We start from the raw sequence: 15,965 nt of genomic DNA, 5'->3' as shown, positions 1-15,965 counted from the left end.
CGCAGGCGTTGACCGGACGCGTCCGAGCCGACACCCTTGCCGCGTGAACGAGCCGCAGAACGAGCAGGGCTGGCAGAACTGGGCGGGCAACCAGCAGGTCGGTGAGATCGAGGTCGTCGTGCCTCGCGACGAGGCGGAGCTGGCGGCCGTCGTCGTGGCGGCAGCCGAGGCCGGGCGGAAGGTGAAGCCGGTCGGCGCGGGCCACTCGTTCACCGCGATCGCCTCGCCGGTCGACGTGCAGGTCAGCCTCGACCGGATCTCCGGGATCGTCCGCGCCGACTCGACGACCGGGTTGGTGACCGTGCGCGGCGGCACCCGGCTCAAGCGGCTCAACCGGGCGCTGGAGGCGCTCGGGCTGTCGATGACCAACCTCGGCGACATCGAGGAGCAGTCGATCGCCGGGGCGATCTCGACCGGCACCCACGGCACCGGCGCGCGCTTCGGTGGCCTGGCGACCCAGGTACGCGGCCTGCGGCTGCTGCTCGCCGACGGCTCCGTGGTCGCGTGCTCCGCGTCGGAGAACCCCGAGATCTTCGACCTGGCCCGCGTGGGGCTGGGCGCGCTCGGGATCGTCGTCGAGGTGACGCTGCAGACCGAGCCGCTGTTCGCCCTGCGCGCCCGCGAGGGCAACGGCGAGCTCGCCGAGGTGATGGCCTCGTTCGAGTCGCATGCGAGCGAGACCGACCACTTCGAGTTCTACTGGTTCCCGCACACCACCCGGGTGCTGACCAAGCACAACACCCGGCTGCCGCTGCCGGAGACGCCGCTGGCGCCGGTGCCGCGGGTGCGCGGCTGGGTCGACGACGAGCTGCTCTCCAACACCGTCTTCGGGGCGACGGTCGGCCTCGGGCTGCGGGCGCCGGGCCTGGTGAAGCCGTTGGCCCGCGTCGCCGCCTCCGCGCTCTCGCCGCGCGAGTTCACCGACATCTCCCACCGCGTCTTCACCTCGCAGCGGAAGGTGAGGTTCGTGGAGAGCGAGTACGCCGTGCCGCGGGCCGCGGGCATGGAGGTGCTGGCCTCGCTCCAGCGTGCCGTCGAGGCGTCGTCGTGGAACATCTCCTTCCCGGTCGAGGTGCGCGTCGCTGGCGCCGACGACATCCCGCTCTCCACCGGGTTCGAGCGCGAGAACGTCTACATCGCCATCCACACCGCGCCGTCGTCGCCGTGGCGGGAGGAGTACTTCGCCGCCTTCGAACGGATCGCGGACGAGGTCGGTGGCCGACCGCACTGGGGCAAGATGCACACGCTCTCCGCCGCCGACCTGGCCGAGCGCTATCCGAGGTTCGGCGACTTCGTCGCCCTGCGCGACAAGCTCGACCCCGCGCGCACCTTCGGCAACCCCTATCTCGAGCAGGTGCTCGGCTCCTGACCATCGAGTCGGCGCATCCTGACCGAAACCCCCGCCGAGTCGGCTCGTTCTAACGAGCCGACTCGGCTTCATCTGGGCGTCTCCCGGGAGTCACCAGGCCGACCTAGCCTGACCCGATGCCGCAGCCGCCCCCGACTCAGCGCATCGCCGAGATCCACGGACTGCGGGGGCTGGCGCTGGCGCTCGTGGTGGTCTTCCACCTCTTCGGGCACGGTCGGGTCTCGGGCGGGGTCGACGTCTTCCTCGCGCTGACCGGGTTCTTGGTCACCCGGTCGCTCGTACGCCGCGTCGCGGCCGGAGAGCTGCACCTGGCCGACCACTACGGACGCACCTTCCTGCGCCTCTCGGCGCCCACCCTGGTCGTGCTGGCCGGCACGGCAGCGCTGATGGTGGCGGTCATGCCGCGGTCGGTGTGGGGCTCGACGCTGCGGGAGATCGCTGCGTCGGCGGCGTACGTCCTCAACTGGGAGATGATCCGCACGCAGCTGACCTACGGGGCGGCCGGGCCGAGCGCGAGCCCGCTGCAGCACTTCTGGTCGCTGGCCGTGCAGGGACAGTTCCTGCTGGTGTGGCCGCTGGTCGTGCTGGCGATCTGGTGGCTGGCGCGGCGACGGCTCCCCCAGATGCTGGCGGTCGTCGTGGCGGTGGCGACGGTCGCGTCGTTCGTGCTCGCCTGGCGGCTCGGCGCCGCCGACCAGCAGGTGGCCTACTTCCACACCTTGGCGCGCTTCTGGGAGCTCGGGGTCGGAGCGCTGCTCGCGCTCGGGCTCGACCGTCTGCGTCCGCCCGACGCGGTGCGCCCGGCGCTCGCCTGGGCCGGGCTGGCGATGGTCGCGAGCTCAGGGTTCTGGCTCGACGGCGCCGCGCTGTTCCCCGGGCCGTGGGCGTGGTGGCCGGTCGGCGGCGCGCTGCTCGTCGTGCTCGGCTCGGGATCGCAGGCGCGCTGGGGTCCGCAGCGTCCGCTGGCGATGGGGCCGCTGCGGTTCGTCGCCGACATCTCCTTCCCGCTCTACCTGTGGCACTGGCCCCTGCTGATCGCCTGGCTGAGCTGGACCCACACCACGAGCATCGGACTCCTCGCGGCGCTGGTCGTGCTCCCCAGCTCGACGGTGCTGGCGTGGCTCACGCATCGCTACGTCGAGAAGCCCGCCGCGCGCCTCGACCCGTCCTTCGCCGGACTGCCGCGGCTGGCGGCCGCCGCCGTCGCGATGGCCGTCGTCGCCGGCGCGACCCTCGCCGGCGCCGTCGAGGTGGAGCATCGCGACGCCGTAGCCAAGGCCGCCGCGATGCGCACCGCGGAGAAGTACGCCGGTTGCATCGGCGCCGCCGCGATGGACCCCGCCACCGAGGGCTGCCAGGCACCGGACAGCCTGCTGGACGCCCAGCTCGCCTACGAGGCACCCGACGGGTCGGGCTGCTGGTCCAACAAGGAGCGGCCGGTGCAGTTCAAGGTGTGCACGCTCGGACCGACCCGCGGCTACTCACGCCACCTCCTCGCGATCGGCGACTCCCACAACAACCAGCTCGTGCCCGCCTACCGGGAGATCGCCGAGCAGCGCGGCTGGCGCATCGACGTGGCCGGACGAGCCGGCTGCCACTGGAACGCGCGCGACCGCGTCGGCCCACCCCGGTCGAGCCTGGAGCTGTGCGGGCAGTGGAAGGAGAAGCTCGCGGCGTATATCTCCACGAAGTCGGAGATCGACGCCTACGTCGTCATCCACTCCAGCCAGGTCGCGGTCGAGACCTCCGGTGACGAGAGCGGCGGCGAGGCGCTCAGCCGTGGCCTCGCGGAGGCCTGGGCGACCCGCCCCGACCCGGCGGTGCCGGTGATCGCGATCCAGGACAGCCCCATCTTCGAAGGCGACACGACGCGGTTCGCGCGGGTCGTGCAGCCGTGCATCGACCAGGCGGGGCTCGCGGCGGAGTCGACGTGCGACCGCTCCAGGCGACGGGTCGTGCTCGACGACGGCAGCGCCGGCGCCACCCGGCTGACACCGAACGCCCATCACATCGACCTGACCGACTACTTCTGCGGCGACAAGACGTGCTCGCCGGTCGTCGGCAACCTGCAGGTCTACCAGGACGGGTTCCACATCTCGCCGCTCTTCGCCGCCACCCTCGCGCCCTATCTCGGCGACCGGATCGCAGCGATCCTGCGCTAGTGGCGCGCTAGACCGCAGCCGGGTCCGGCTCCTCTTCCCGCGGGAAGTGGGTCTGCTTGAAACGTACGGCCATCTTCGTCGAGGGGCCCATCGCGGCCGCGGCAGCGACGATGATGGCGGCGATCACGATCCAGCCGGCGCCGCGGTAGAAGTCGGGGTGCCAGCCCATGGCGAGGAAGGTGAACAGCGCCGGCGCCCACGCACCGCCGAGCTGGCGGCCGATGCCGGCGACGCCTTCGTACTCCCCTCGCCGGTCGGGGTCCATGAGCTCGGCCTGCAGGGCCCAGGAGGCCGAGCTGATCGCGAGCTCCGCGCCCGTCACGGCCACATGGCCGAACCAGACCAGGAAGATGGTGAGGAACCCGCGGGTGTCGTGGGTGAACAGGGTGATCGCGCACGCGGCCACGAAGAACCCGCTGCTCCACCACACCCGCCGCAACGCGTCACGGACGTGATGGACCCCCTGGGAGGTGTAGGCCGGGAGCACGATGCAGAGCACGGTGTTGGTCGCGAAGAGCCAGGCCAGCAGCCAGCGCGGGGAGTCGGTGTATTCGACCAGCCACAGCGGAATCACGGTGTGCAGCAGCACCTGGTTGGTCCACATCGTGCCGGTGAACGTGGTGACCAGCAGCCAGCCGACGTTGCGCAGCGCGCCCGGCCCGACCTTCACGATCGCGGCCTCGCCCGACACGCGACGTTCGTCGTGCGGTGCCTTCGGCAGCCGGGTGATCCAGAAGGCGTTGGCCACGCCGACCGCGGTGGCCAGGAACGGCACGCCCCACTTGAGCACGGTGTCGGTGTCCAGCGCGAGCGCGACGCCGGCGATCAGGGCGCCGACGGTGAACCCGAGGTTGAGGCTCGAGTACATGAACGCCTGGGTCTGGACCCGCTCCTTCTCCGGGAGGACGTCGAGGACGTACGCGTTGCGGCCCGCGCCGCCCGCGTTGTTGACGACCTCGAAGACCACGACGACCGCCAGATAGGCCCAGAAGCCGTGGATGAACGGCATCAGCGAGAACGAGGCCGCGCTCCCGGCGGCGCTGATCGCCCAGATGCGCCGCGGGCCGACCCTGTCGGCCAGCCGCCCCATCGGATAGGCGGTGAGGAACGAGGCGATCCCGGCCACCGTCAGCCCGATGCCGATCTGCGCCGGGGTCAGCCCCACGAACACGACCAGGTAGAACGCCGACGCGGTCGTGAACGTGCCGTCACCCGCCGCGAACAGCAACGACTGCGTCGCCAGACGACGCGACAACGGCGTCGGCGGGATCAGACCGCGGAGGAAGCCGAACGGAGATCGCACGGTTCATTCCACCACCGCCACCGAATCGACAGCACCTGGTTTTATCGCCGAGAAGTCACGTACGCAGGTCGAGGCGTCACCTCTGCAGGCCGAGAAGTCACAAGCGTGCCCACTCGACCTGCAGGAGTGACTTCTCGGCTGGGCGGGGTCAGCGGCGGGCGGCGAGAGCTTCGACGGCCTCGCGGGCGGTGGCGGCGACGGCGAGGTCGACGTCGTTCTGGATCCGGGCGGTGCGGTCGGAGTCGGTAAGCACGGCGATGGCGACGCGGCCACCGGGGTGGGTGACGACCGCGATCTCGTGGCGCAGGGTGAGGAAGCCGCCGGTCTTGCCGGCGAGCTGGATGTCGTCGGCGAGCAGGTCGGCGGCGATGCGATGGGTGAAGACCTGCTTGCTCATCAGCCGTCGCACCAGCTCGGTGGCCTCGGGCTTGGCGATCTCGTCGAGCCAGATACGTTGCAGCAGGTCGACACAGGAGCGCGGCGAGCCGACGGTGGCGCGCTCGACGTCGAGCGAGTCGATGACGTGACGCCCGCCGGGCCGCCGGCCCTCGACCGCGAGCTGGGTGGCGAGGGCGAAGTCGTCGCCGGCGATCCGGGTCGCGTAGTCGTACATCGGCTGCATCCGGTGCCGCACCCGCAGACCGGCCAGCCCCCACTCGGCGAGCTGCTCGTCGACCTCGCGGGGTGCCACGAGCTCGAAGAGCGCGTCGGCGGCGGCGTTGTCGCTGAGGCCTAGCATCATCAGCATCAGGTCGGCCACGGAGCAGGTCGCGTCGTGGGTGAAGGCCGAGATGCCGTACGGCCCATAGCTCCGCGCGTCAGCGGCCAGCCTCACCATCGCGCCCCCGTCGATCTCGCCACGGGCGATCCGGTCGGCCACGACCAGCGCCAGCGGCACCTTAGCCACCGACGCCAGCGGCATCGGTCGCCCCACGTCGACACCGACCTCGACGCCGGTGTCGATGTCGCGGGCGAGGAAGGCGGCGCTGACCCGAAGGGTGCGGAACCGCTCCGACGCCACCTCGGCGAGGTCGATCAGCCCCCGGTCGCTGCCGATCAGCGGCGAGCTCATCCGACCCCGCCCTCGGTGGCACCGAGACAGGCACCGAGCAGCGCGAGCGCCTGCTCTCGGACGGCTCCGGCGACGAGCGGCCCGGGCAACGGCGGCTGCTCGACCAGACGGTGGCCACGCAGCACCGGATCGAGGAGAGGCGACCACACCAGGCCGTACGTCTCCGCCTCGTGCCGCGCGCAGAGCAGTGTCGCGCGGCCCGCGATGACCTCGGCCGCGGCGATCTGGTGCGACGTCCGGCGCAGTGTGCCCGGCCCGATGCCGGCGCGGTCAGCCGCGCGCGGAAGCCGGCCGCCGGGATCGTCGAGATCGCGTGGCAGGGCCAGCACCGGCGTGGCCTCGGTGCTCCGCCTGGGGCGCAGCGACCCCAACGACGCCCGGGTCGGCGTGGTCCCGGGAGCGGTCGCCGCACCCAACGCGGTCACCCAGGTGGCCGCGTCGGGATCGCACGGCTCCACCGTCCACGCGGCCGAATCGGGCATCTCCTCCCCCGCTCCCGCGAGCCGTACGCCGACCCCGGCCTCCTCCACGAGCGCCACGAGCCGCGCGAGCAGAGCCGGATCACATCCGGCCGGCACCGCCACGACGAACCTCTCCCGGTCGAAGCGGCGTACGCTCCGCAGCAGGTGGTCGGCCTGGTCGATCAGGTGCCTGGCGCGCGGCAGGAGCGCCACGCCCGCCTGGGTGAGCGCGATCTGGCGGCGGCTGCGGTCGAGCAGCTCCACGCCCAGCTCGCGCTCGAGGGCACGCAGTCGACGGCTGAGCAGCGGCTGGTCGACGCCGAGCTCCACGGCAGCCTCGGAGACGCTCATCTCGTCGGCGACCGCGGCGAAGCCGCGCAGGTGAAGCAGTAGGTCCACACGTACAGGATGTCTGATCGCCCGCAGCGCGTCCCATGTCGCAGGCACATACGTCCATGCCGGATCGTCCTTGGACGCCATCGCCACCGCGGCGTCACGATCGGCTCTCGAGACCGACCCAGACGTTCAGCGAAGGACCTCGCCATGACCCACCCGATCCTCAGCCGCCGCGCCGTCCTTGGCGGAGCCGCCGCCGCGGCCACCCTCGCCGCGACCGCGGCCGCCAGCCCAGCGGCATTCGCCGCCGACAGCCCCTCGATCGCCGCGCTCGAGAAGCGACACCAGCGTCGCCTCGGCGTCTGGGCGACGAACATGCGAACCGGGCGCACGCTCGCGCACCGCGCCGACGAACGCTTCCCGATGTGCTCGACGTTCAAGACCCTGCTCGCGGCCCAGATCCTGCGGGACCTGCCTGCGCGTACGCTCCAGCAACGCCTGACCTGGGACGAGTCCGATGTCGTCGCCAACTCTCCGGTCACCTCGCTCACGACACGCAACGGTCTGACGGTGGCACAGCTCGCCGAGGCGACGCTCACGCGGTCCGACAACACCGCGGCCAACGTGCTGCTCCACCTCGTCGGCGGCCCGTCGGCGATCACCGGGTTCGCCCGGTCGCTCGGCGACACCGTGACCCGCCTGGACCGCTGGGAACCCGAGCTCAACAGCGCGATCCCGGGCGACCCGCGCGACACGACGTCGCCGCGAGCGATCGCGCAGACCTACACCAGGCTCCTGCTCGGCGACGCGCTCGCGCGTGCAGATCGCGATCAGCTGACCACCTGGATGCTGGCCAACCAGTCGACCGTCACCCGGTTCGGCGCCGGAGTGCCCGCCGGCTGGCGGCTCGCCGACAAGACCGGCGGCGGCGACTATGCGACCCGCAACGACGTCGGCGTCACCTGGACCCCCGACGGCGCCCCGATCGTCATCGCCGCCCTCACCCGCTCCGACGACCCTGCCGCCCAGCCTCTCGACGCCCCGCTCGCCGACATCGCCGCCACCGTCTGCGCCGAGCTCGCCTGACCCACCCCCTGCCGAGAAGTCACCCCTGCAGGTCGAGAGGTCACCAGCGTGCCCACTCGACCTGCAGAAGTGACTCTTCGGCCTGCGTACGTGACCTCTCGACTGGCTCTTGTTATTCACCCATGGTAATTTTTATCTGAGCGAATAAATCTAGGAGGCGGCGTGGAACGGACACTCACGACGGAGGCGCGACGGGCACAGATCGTGCGCGCGGCGATCGAGACGATCGCCGAGGTCGGCTATCCCAAGGCGAGCTTCGCCCGCATCACGGCGCGCGCCGGGCTGAGCAGCCCGCGGATGATCTCCTACCACTTCGCGGACAAGCACGACCTGCTCCGCCAGATCGTGCTCGACATCTTCACCGAGGCCGCCGCGTTCATGACGCCGCGGATCGAGGCCGATGAGACCGCCACCGGCAGACTCCGGACGTACGTCGAAGCCAATCTCGACTTCCTGCGCGAGCATCCGGTGGAGATCGCCGCGCTGACCGAGCTGGGCCCCCACCTGCGCACGACGGTAGGCGAGGGTTACTCCGGCACCGACGCCCAGGACTTCAGCGTCAGCCATCTCGCGACGATGCTCGCCGCCGGCCAGGAGGCAGGCGAGTTCCGCGACTTCGACACGCGCAGCATGGCCGTGATCATCCGGGCGAGCATCGACGCCGCCGCCCAACGCGTACGCGACGGCTCCGACGTCGATCTCGACACCTACACCCGCGAGGCCGTCATGGTCGTAGACCTCGCCGTACGCAAGGAGGCGTGATGAGCAGGCGTGACCACAAGGAGCTCCTACGCAGGCTGGGCCCGGATCTGCTGGGTCCGGTCGGCGTCTACTACATCGCCCGGATCGCCGGGGTCGACCAGACTCCCGCCCTGCTGCTGGCCGCCGCCGTGCCGGTGCTGAGAGCGGTGCGGTCCTACCGCTCCGAGGGCCGGGTCAGCGGCCTGACCCTGTTCATGCTCGCCGCGGTCGGGATGAGCGCCGTGATGTCTGTGGTGACCGGGGATCCACGGATGCTGCTGATCAGATCCGCGTGGGGAACGGCAGCGCTCGGCCTGCTCCTGCTCGCCACGCTGCTGATGCGTCGACCACTGCTCTACAGCGCCGCGACCCAGATCTTCGACGAGCAGCAGCGACGCGACTGGGCATCGAGCTGGGAGCACCACCCAGCCTTCCGCAGGGTGCTGTGGGCATGCACCGCGGCCTGGGGCGTACTCCTCGTGCTCGACGCCACCGGCCGGGTCGTCATGGCGCTCACTTTGCCGGTCGATGTGGTGCCGCTGCTCGACGACCTCCTCCTCGTCGTCGTGATCGCTGCCATGTTCGTCTTCCAGCGGGTCGTCGGCCGCCGGATGCTCCGCAGGGCCGGCCTGCGGCTCGACGGCACCCGGGTCACGCCCGTGTCTTCGTGACGACCACCCTCATCACCGGGGGCGCCGGAGGCATCGGGTCCGCCATCGCCCGACGGCTCGCCGCCCGAGGAGACTCGGTGGTCCTCGCCGACATGAACGCCGACCGCGGAGAGTCGCTGGCGGCCGAGCTGGGCGGACTGTTCGTACGCACCGACGTGGCCGCGCCCGCGGACAACGAGCGGGCCGTGGCCGCCGCCATCGAGGCCTACGGCGGCCTGGACCTGGCCGTCTTCACCGCCGCCACTCCCGGCGGCACCGGGCTCTCCGGATTCGATGCCGACGCATATCGAGCGAGCAGCCGGGTCAACCTCGACGGCGTCGTCTACGGCCTGGCGGCCTGCTGGGAGCCGCTGCGCGCGAGCGACGGCTCCGCGCTGGTCGTCTCCAGCATCGCCGGCCTCCTCGGGTCGCCCGACGTCTTCTACTCCGTCGCCAAGCACGCCCTCGTCGGTCTCGTCCGTGGTGCCGCCATGTCGGGAGCGACCATGTCGCCGTCCGGCAGCGTCCGGGTCAACGCGCTCTGCCCCGGCTTCGTCGACACCCCGATGCTCGCGCCGATGTGTGACGCCCTCGAGGCCGCCGGGCTACCGATTGCCGACCCGGCGGAGGTGGCCATCGCAGCGGAGACCGTGCTCAGCAGCCGCGACACCGGCGAGGCCTGGACCGTCAGCGCCGGTCGCGAACCCGAGCTCGTACGCCCTCCCGACATTCACCTCTGAGCCTGTCGAACCCGGCCGCGGTCAGGTGCCGTAGACGTTCTCGGGGGTCGGCGCCTCACCAAGGAGCTTGCGGAGGGCGGGGCCGACGTCGGCGGCGTCCCAGCGGGCGCCGGCGTCGGCGGAGGGGCCGTGGGCCCAGCCGTTCTCGACGGTGACGACGGTGCCGTCGATCTCGATGACCCGGCCGGTGACGTCGCCGGCGTCCTCGGAGGCGAGCCAGGCGACGATCGGGCTGTTGTCCTCGGGCAGCGCCATGGCCGAGGTGTCGAAGGCGCCCTCGGTCATCCGGGTCTTGGCGACCGGCGCGATCGCGTTGACGGTGACTCCGTAGCGGCCCATCTCGGCGGCCGCAACGAGGGTCAGCCCGGCGATCCCGGCCTTCGCGGCGGTGTAGGTGCCCTGCCCGATCGACCCCTGCAGGCCCGCACCGGAGGAGGTGTTGATGACCCGCGCCGCCCGCGGCCGCCCCTGCTTCGACTCGGCGCGCCAGTAGGCGCCGGCATGCCGCATGGTCGCGAAGTGACCCTTGAGATGCACCCGGATGACGGCGTCCCACTCCTCCTCGGAGGTGTTGACGAGCATCCGGTCGCGCACGAACCCGGCGTTGTTGACCAGGATGTCGAGCCCCCCGTACGTCTCGACCGCCTGTCGCACCATCGCCTCGGCATCCGCGAAGTCGGCCACGTCGGCAGCGTTGGCAACCGCCTCCCCACCTGCGGAGACGATCTCGGAGACGACCTGCTCGGCGGGCGACTCACCGGTGCCCTCGCCGGCCAGGGAGACCCCGAAGTCGTTGACGACGACCTTCGCTCCGTGGCGGGCGAGCTCGAGCGCGTGCGCCCGGCCGATCCCCCGCCCTGCTCCGGTGACGATCGCGATCCTGCCGTCCAGCAGTCCCATTGAGTGCTCCCTGCGTCGATACGTACGTCGGTCTTGCCAGCTTGAACCAAGCAACTGCTAGGCTACCAAGCAATCGTTTGGTTAGTCATCACCCACCATAGGACGCTCATGAGCATCTCCACCGAGGTCACCGACGAGCAGATCGCCGTCGTCACGATGAGCCACCCACCGGTGAACGCGTTGCCGGTGAAGGGCTGGTTCGAGGTCGCCGACGCGGTCACGACCGCCGCCGAGAACGGCGCCCGGGTCGTGATCCTGCGCGCCGAGGGCAAGGGCTTCAACGCCGGCGTCGACATCAAGGAGATGCAGCAGATCGAGGGGTTCGAGGGCATCCTCGGCGCCAACCGCGGCTGCTACGCGGCCTTCAAGGCGATCTACGAGTGCCCGGTGCCGGTCATCGCCGCGGTCAACGGCTTCTGCCTCGGCGGCGGCGTCGGGCTGGTCGGCAACGCCGACACGATCGTGGCCAGCGACGACGCGTTCTTCGGCGTACCCGAGGTCGACCGCGGTGCCCTCGGTGCCGCCACCCACCTGAGCCGGCTGGTGCCGCAGCACATGCTGCGCACGCTCTACTTCACCGCCCAGACCATCACCGCCCAGCGCCTCCACGAGCTGGGCTCGGTCCACCAGGTGGTGCCACGCGACAAGCTCGACGAGGCCGCGCTCGAGGTCGCCCGGCAGGTCGCCACCAAGGACCCGCGGGTCATCCGCGCCGCCAAGGCCGCGCTCAACGGCATCGACCCGATCGACGTGAACGCCTCCTACCGCTTCGAGCAGGGCTTCACCTACGAGCTCAACCTCGCCGGCGTCGCCGACGAGCGCCGCGACGCCTTCGTGAAGGACGGCAAGTGATGCCGAGTCGGCTCGTCATGACGAGCCGACTCGACGCTGATCTTGGTCAGAACGAGCCGACTCGCCCCAATTTCATGTCAGTTTGCGCCGACTCGGCGCGATGAGGAGACCTGATGAGCACCACACCCACATTTCGTACGCCGCTGACCGAGCTGACCGGGGTCGAGCATCCGATCGTGCAGACCGGCATGGGCTGGGTGGCCGGGCCGCGGCTGGTCTCCGCGACCGCCAATGCCGGCGCGCTCGGCATCCTGGCCTCGGCGACGATGACGCTCGACGAGCTGGAGAAAGCGATCGTCGAGGTCAAGAGCCGCACCGACAAACCGTTCGGCGTCAACCTGCGCGCCGACGCCTCCGACGCCCCCGACCGCTGCCGGCTGCTGATCGACCACGGGGTGAAGGTCGCGAGCTTCGCCCTTGCGCCCAAGCCCGAGCTGATCAGCAAGCTCAAGGAGCACGGCATCGTCGTGATGCCGTCGATCGGCGCGGCCAAGCACGCGAAGAAGGTGGCGAGCTGGGGCGCCGACATGGTGATGATCCAGGGCGGCGAGGGCGGCGGCCACACCGGAGCCGTCCCGACGACCCTGCTCCTCCCGTCGGTCCTCGACGCCGTCGACATCCCCGTCGTCGCCGCGGGCGGCTTCTTCGACGGCCGCGGTCTCGCGGCGGCGATGTCCTACGGCGCCGCGGGCATCGGCATGGGCACACGCTTCCTGCTCACCGCCGACTCCGCCGTCCCCGAGGAGGTGCGGCAGCGCTATCTGAGCTTCGGCCTCGACGGCACCGTCGTGACCACGAAGGCCGACGGCATGCCACACCGCCTGCTCCGCACCGAGTTCATCGACACGCTGGAGAAGGAGGGCATCACCGCGAAGCTGGCCCGCACGATCAAGCGCACCAGGCAGTTCAAGGAGATGTCCGGCCTGCCCTGGAAGACCCTGGTCAAGGACGGCCGCACCATGGTCCATGGCGGCGACCGCACCTGGGCCGAGGTGGTGCTCGCCGCCAACACTCCGATGCTCCTGCGCGCCGGCCTCGTCGAGGGCGACACCGACGCCGGCATGCTCTCCAGCGGCCAGGTCGTCGGCCTCCTCGACGACCTCCCGACCTGCGAGGAGCTCGTCGACCGCATCGTCAGCCAGGCCGCCGAGCGCCTCAAACACCTGGACGCGGCCCGCGTCTGAGCCTCACAGTGACCCCATGACCATCGAGGTTCGGCCCGCGACGGTGTTCGAGGACGTACGCACCCTCGTCGGGCCCAAGCGGCCCGAGTCCAACGTGTGCTGGTGCCTCAGCTACCGGATCCCGTCGAAGCTCAACAACGAGCTGCGCGGCCCGGCGCGAGGCGACAAGGTGCGCGAGCTGCTCGGGTCGGGGCCGCTGGGCGTGCTGGCCTACGACGGCGACGAACCGGTCGGCTGGGCGGCGATCGCGCCGCGCACCGACACCTCCTTCGCCCGCAACCGCAAGATCCCGCACGTCGACGACCTGCCCGTCTGGTCGCTGTGGTGCATCCGGGTGCGCCCCGGCCACCGTCGGCAGGGCATCTCGCACGCGCTCATCGACGGTGCGGTCGACTTCGCCCGCGATCGCGGTGCGCCCGCCGTCGAGGCCTATCCGCTCGACAACCAGGGCGCGAAGGTCGACCAGACGATGGCCTACGCCGGCATCCGGAAGAACTTCGAGGCCGCGGGGTTCACCCACGCCGCCGACACCACGTCCGTGCTCGCCGGCCACCCGCGCGTGCTGATGCGTCGCGATCTGCGATGACGCCCGGGTTGACCACGATCGCTACAGTGAGAGGGTGAACACCGAGACGAAGCGCGTACGCATCGCGCTCGTCGCGCTTTTCACCCTGATGCTCCCGGCGCTGATGAGCGTCGACCCGGAGCAGGCGCTGCTCACCATCGCGGTCTCGACCGCGCTCGCCGCCGTCGCGATCGGCGCGATCCACAACGTCGGATCGTTCGCCCTGGTCAGGGCACGGTCGACAGCTGCACGCGACGCCTACGACGGACCTCATCATCTCACCGCCCGGGTCACCGACCCGGTCTGCTCCCCGCGCCGCCCGCGCGCTCCTGAGCAGGACTGACCCCTTCGCTCGCCCGCCGGCGAGCCCGTCAGTTCTACCCACTCACCTCAGGAGCACACCCATGTCCGTCCTCGCCCCCGTCTCGCACGCCCTCGCTGCCGCCCTCGCCGGAGCCCACCACGTCCTCGCCTTCGCCGGCGACAATGCCAGCTGGCTGCTGGCCATCGCGGCCGTCGTGGTGCTGGTGCGGCTCGTACTGCTGCCGCTCACGATCCGCGGCGTACGCACCGCCCACGCCTCCGCCCGCGCCCGCCCGCAGCTCCAGGCACTGACGAAGAAGTACACCAAGAAGAGCAAGTCCGGCACCCAGAGCCAGGCCGACATGATGGCGATGATGGAGGAGCGCCGGAAGATCAACGAGGAGCACGGCGTGCCCCGGTTCGCGATGCTCGCCGCGTTCGCTCAGCTGCCGATCTTCCTGGCGCTCTACCACCTGCTCTCCGACGTCAGCCGGAACACCGCGGTCGGGGCGATGAGCGACGGCCTGGTCGCCTCCCTCGGCAGAGCGACCTTCCTCGGCACCCCGCTCACCGGGCACGGCTACCTCTCCGGCGACACCACCCACCTGGTGATCACCCTCGGCCTCGCCGCCACCGCGGCCGCGGTCAGCTTCCTGAGCCAGCGGCTATGGGTGCTGCCCAACATGGTGCGCGCCGACATGCCCGAGTCGATGATCCGCATCCAGGAGCTGATGCCTGTCATCTCCGCGGGCGGGATGCTGCTCGCCGGCAGCACCGTGCCGCTCGCCCTGCTCGTCTACTGGGTGATCAGCGGCCTGTGGACCGCGGGGCAGGCGGCGGTGATCCACCACTGGTTCCCCACGCCCGGCTCCCCTGCCGCCGAGCGCCGGACGGTCAGGTTGCAGCCGGCCTGATCTGGCCGCCGGACGTTGTGAAGCTGAGCGTGGCCTCTAGACCACTCTCAGCTTCACAACCCCGACCTCAGAGCCGTTCGATGATCGTCACGTTGGCCTGGCCGCCGCCCTCGCACATGGTCTGCAGGCCGTAGCGGCCGCCGGTGCGCTCGAGCTCGTTGAGGAGAGTTGTCATCAGCCGGGCACCGGTGGCGCCGATGGGGTGGCCGAGGGCGATGCCGCCGCCGTTCACGTTCACCTTCGAGCGCGGGATGTCGAGCTCCTTCATCCACGCCAGCACGACGCTCGCGAAGGCCTCGTTGCACTCGAACAGGTCGATGTCGTCGACCGACAGGCCCGTCTTCGCCAGGGCGTGGCGAGTCGCCTCGATCGGCCCGGTGAGCATCCACACCGGGTCGTCGCCGCGCACCGAGAGGTGATGGATCCGGGCTCGCGGGGTCAGATCGTGGCTGCGTACGCCCTGCTCGGACGCCACCAGCAGCGCCGAGGAGGCATCGCAGATCTGAGATGCGACGGCAGCGGTGATCCGTCCGCCGGGCGCCAGCGGGTCGAGCGAGGCCATCTTCTCCAGCGAGGTCTCGCGCGGGCACTGGTCGGTGTCGAAGTCGCCGACCGCGACGATCTCGCGGTCGAACCGCCCTGCTGCGATCGCGGCCTTGGCACGCTGGTGCGATTCGAGGGCATAGGCCTCCATGTCCTCGCGCGAGACGTCCCACTTCTCGGCGATCATCTCGGCGGAGCGGAACTGGGAGACCTCCTGGTCGCCGTAACGCTTCATCCAGCCGGGCGACTCGGCGAACGGAGTCGTGAACCCGTACTGCTGGCCCACCAGCATCGCCGCGGAGATCGGGATCGCCGACATGTTCTGCAGCCCGCCGGCGACCACCAGGTCCTGGGTGCCGGACATGACGCCCTGCGCGGCGAAGTGCACCGCCTGCTGCGAGGAGCCGCACTGCCGGTCGATGGTCACACCCGGCACGTGGTCGGGCAGACCGGCCACCAACCACGCCGTCCGCGCGACGTCGCCGGCCTGTCCGCCGATGGTGTCGCAGCAGCCCATGATCACGTCGTCGACGGCGCCCGGGTCGACCCCGGTCCGGTCGACGAGCGCGGCCAGCGAGTGGGCGCCGAGATCAGCGGGATGTACGCCGGCGAGCGCGCCACCGCGCTTGCCGACCGGCGTACGGACGGCGTCGATGATGTATGCCTCAGACATTGTTCTGACTCCTTGACCCACGCCGGTCGAGCCGACGTCGTGAGGTACGAGCGACGTCGTGTCGAGACCAACACGGTCCCGTCGACGCTCGATAGGACTGCGTTGGTCTCG

Annotated in this window: 16 protein-coding genes; 11 read left to right on the top strand and 5 right to left on the bottom strand. The window is 70.9% G+C overall.

Features of this window, described 5'->3' with window-relative positions; all coding sequences use genetic code 11:
• Positions 1 to 43: 43 nt before the first annotated feature.
• Complete coding sequence (locus FB381_RS01780) at positions 44 to 1,369, top strand: D-arabinono-1,4-lactone oxidase (RefSeq protein WP_141778700.1); 1,326 nt, start codon at positions 44 to 46, stop codon at positions 1,367 to 1,369.
• A 116-nt stretch (positions 1,370 to 1,485) separates the two neighbouring features.
• Positions 1,486 to 3,531 carry an acyltransferase family protein gene (locus FB381_RS01775; protein WP_141778699.1) on the top strand — a complete coding sequence of 682 codons (2,046 nt, stop codon included), beginning with the start codon at positions 1,486 to 1,488 and terminating at the stop codon, positions 3,529 to 3,531.
• Between the two features lie 7 nt (positions 3,532 to 3,538).
• Here the strand turns inward: FB381_RS01775 and FB381_RS01770 are convergent, their stop codons facing one another.
• From FB381_RS01770 to FB381_RS01760, 3 genes are all read right to left on the bottom strand, one after another.
• On the bottom strand, positions 3,539 to 4,834 hold the full coding sequence (locus tag FB381_RS01770) for an MFS transporter (protein ID WP_141778698.1): 1,296 nt from the start codon (positions 4,832 to 4,834) through the stop codon (positions 3,539 to 3,541).
• A 148-nt stretch (positions 4,835 to 4,982) separates the two neighbouring features.
• Entirely contained in the window at positions 4,983 to 5,906 is a 924-nt protein-coding gene (locus FB381_RS01765) for a serine hydrolase (RefSeq protein ID WP_141778697.1), read from the bottom strand.
• Positions 5,903 to 6,766 carry a LysR family transcriptional regulator gene (locus tag FB381_RS01760; protein ID WP_170225027.1) on the bottom strand — a complete coding sequence of 288 codons (864 nt, stop codon included), beginning with the start codon at positions 6,764 to 6,766 and terminating at the stop codon, positions 5,903 to 5,905. Before FB381_RS01760 ends, FB381_RS01765 begins: the two co-directional genes overlap by 4 nt.
• Before the next feature lie 144 nt (positions 6,767 to 6,910).
• Between FB381_RS01760 and bla the strand changes: the two genes are divergently transcribed.
• The 4 genes from bla (at position 6,911) to FB381_RS01745 (ending at position 9,920) form a co-directional block, all read left to right on the top strand.
• On the top strand, positions 6,911 to 7,789 hold the full coding sequence (bla, locus tag FB381_RS01755) for a class A beta-lactamase (RefSeq protein WP_141778695.1): 879 nt from the start codon (positions 6,911 to 6,913) through the stop codon (positions 7,787 to 7,789).
• A gap of 162 nt (positions 7,790 to 7,951) precedes the next feature.
• Complete coding sequence (locus FB381_RS01750; RefSeq protein WP_141778694.1) at positions 7,952 to 8,551, top strand: TetR/AcrR family transcriptional regulator; 600 nt, start codon at positions 7,952 to 7,954, stop codon at positions 8,549 to 8,551.
• Positions 8,551 to 9,201 (top strand): VC0807 family protein, encoded by a 651-nt coding sequence (locus FB381_RS24030; RefSeq protein WP_211352300.1) that lies wholly within the window; start codon positions 8,551 to 8,553, stop codon positions 9,199 to 9,201. The genes FB381_RS01750 and FB381_RS24030 overlap by 1 nt, the downstream gene beginning before the upstream one ends.
• Positions 9,198 to 9,920 (top strand): SDR family NAD(P)-dependent oxidoreductase, encoded by a 723-nt coding sequence (locus FB381_RS01745; RefSeq protein WP_211352299.1) that lies wholly within the window; start codon positions 9,198 to 9,200, stop codon positions 9,918 to 9,920. Before FB381_RS24030 ends, FB381_RS01745 begins: the two co-directional genes overlap by 4 nt.
• 21 nt (positions 9,921 to 9,941) lie before the next feature.
• On the opposite strand, the gene FB381_RS01740 is transcribed toward FB381_RS01745, so the two are convergent.
• Positions 9,942 to 10,820: an SDR family oxidoreductase gene (locus FB381_RS01740; RefSeq protein WP_141778692.1), complete on the bottom strand. Its 879-nt coding sequence runs from the start codon at positions 10,818 to 10,820 to the stop codon at positions 9,942 to 9,944.
• A gap of 108 nt (positions 10,821 to 10,928) precedes the next feature.
• On the opposite strand from FB381_RS01740, the gene FB381_RS01735 reads away from it, so the two are divergent.
• The 5 genes from FB381_RS01735 (at position 10,929) to yidC (ending at position 14,638) form a co-directional block, all read left to right on the top strand.
• Entirely contained in the window at positions 10,929 to 11,672 is a 744-nt protein-coding gene (locus tag FB381_RS01735; RefSeq protein ID WP_141778691.1) for an enoyl-CoA hydratase family protein, read from the top strand.
• 113 nt (positions 11,673 to 11,785) lie between these two features.
• Entirely contained in the window at positions 11,786 to 12,856 is a 1,071-nt protein-coding gene (locus FB381_RS01730) for an NAD(P)H-dependent flavin oxidoreductase (protein WP_141778690.1), read from the top strand.
• A 16-nt stretch (positions 12,857 to 12,872) separates the two neighbouring features.
• Entirely contained in the window at positions 12,873 to 13,442 is a 570-nt protein-coding gene (locus FB381_RS01725; protein WP_141778689.1) for a GNAT family N-acetyltransferase, read from the top strand.
• 34 nt (positions 13,443 to 13,476) lie between these two features.
• Positions 13,477 to 13,764 carry a hypothetical protein gene (locus tag FB381_RS01720; RefSeq protein WP_141778688.1) on the top strand — a complete coding sequence of 96 codons (288 nt, stop codon included), beginning with the start codon at positions 13,477 to 13,479 and terminating at the stop codon, positions 13,762 to 13,764.
• 61 nt (positions 13,765 to 13,825) lie between these two features.
• Complete coding sequence (gene yidC, locus FB381_RS01715) at positions 13,826 to 14,638, top strand: membrane protein insertase YidC (RefSeq protein WP_141778687.1); 813 nt, start codon at positions 13,826 to 13,828, stop codon at positions 14,636 to 14,638.
• Positions 14,639 to 14,705: 67 nt separating this feature from the next.
• Here the strand turns inward: yidC and FB381_RS01710 are convergent, their stop codons facing one another.
• On the bottom strand, positions 14,706 to 15,854 hold the full coding sequence (locus FB381_RS01710; protein ID WP_141778686.1) for an acetyl-CoA C-acetyltransferase: 1,149 nt from the start codon (positions 15,852 to 15,854) through the stop codon (positions 14,706 to 14,708).
• Positions 15,855 to 15,965: the final 111 nt, after the last annotated feature.

The organism is Nocardioides albertanoniae, from assembly GCF_006716315.1.
In the GTDB taxonomy this organism is placed as follows: domain Bacteria; phylum Actinomycetota; class Actinomycetes; order Propionibacteriales; family Nocardioidaceae; genus Nocardioides; species Nocardioides albertanoniae.
This window is presented reverse-complemented; position numbering and strand designations above follow the sequence as displayed.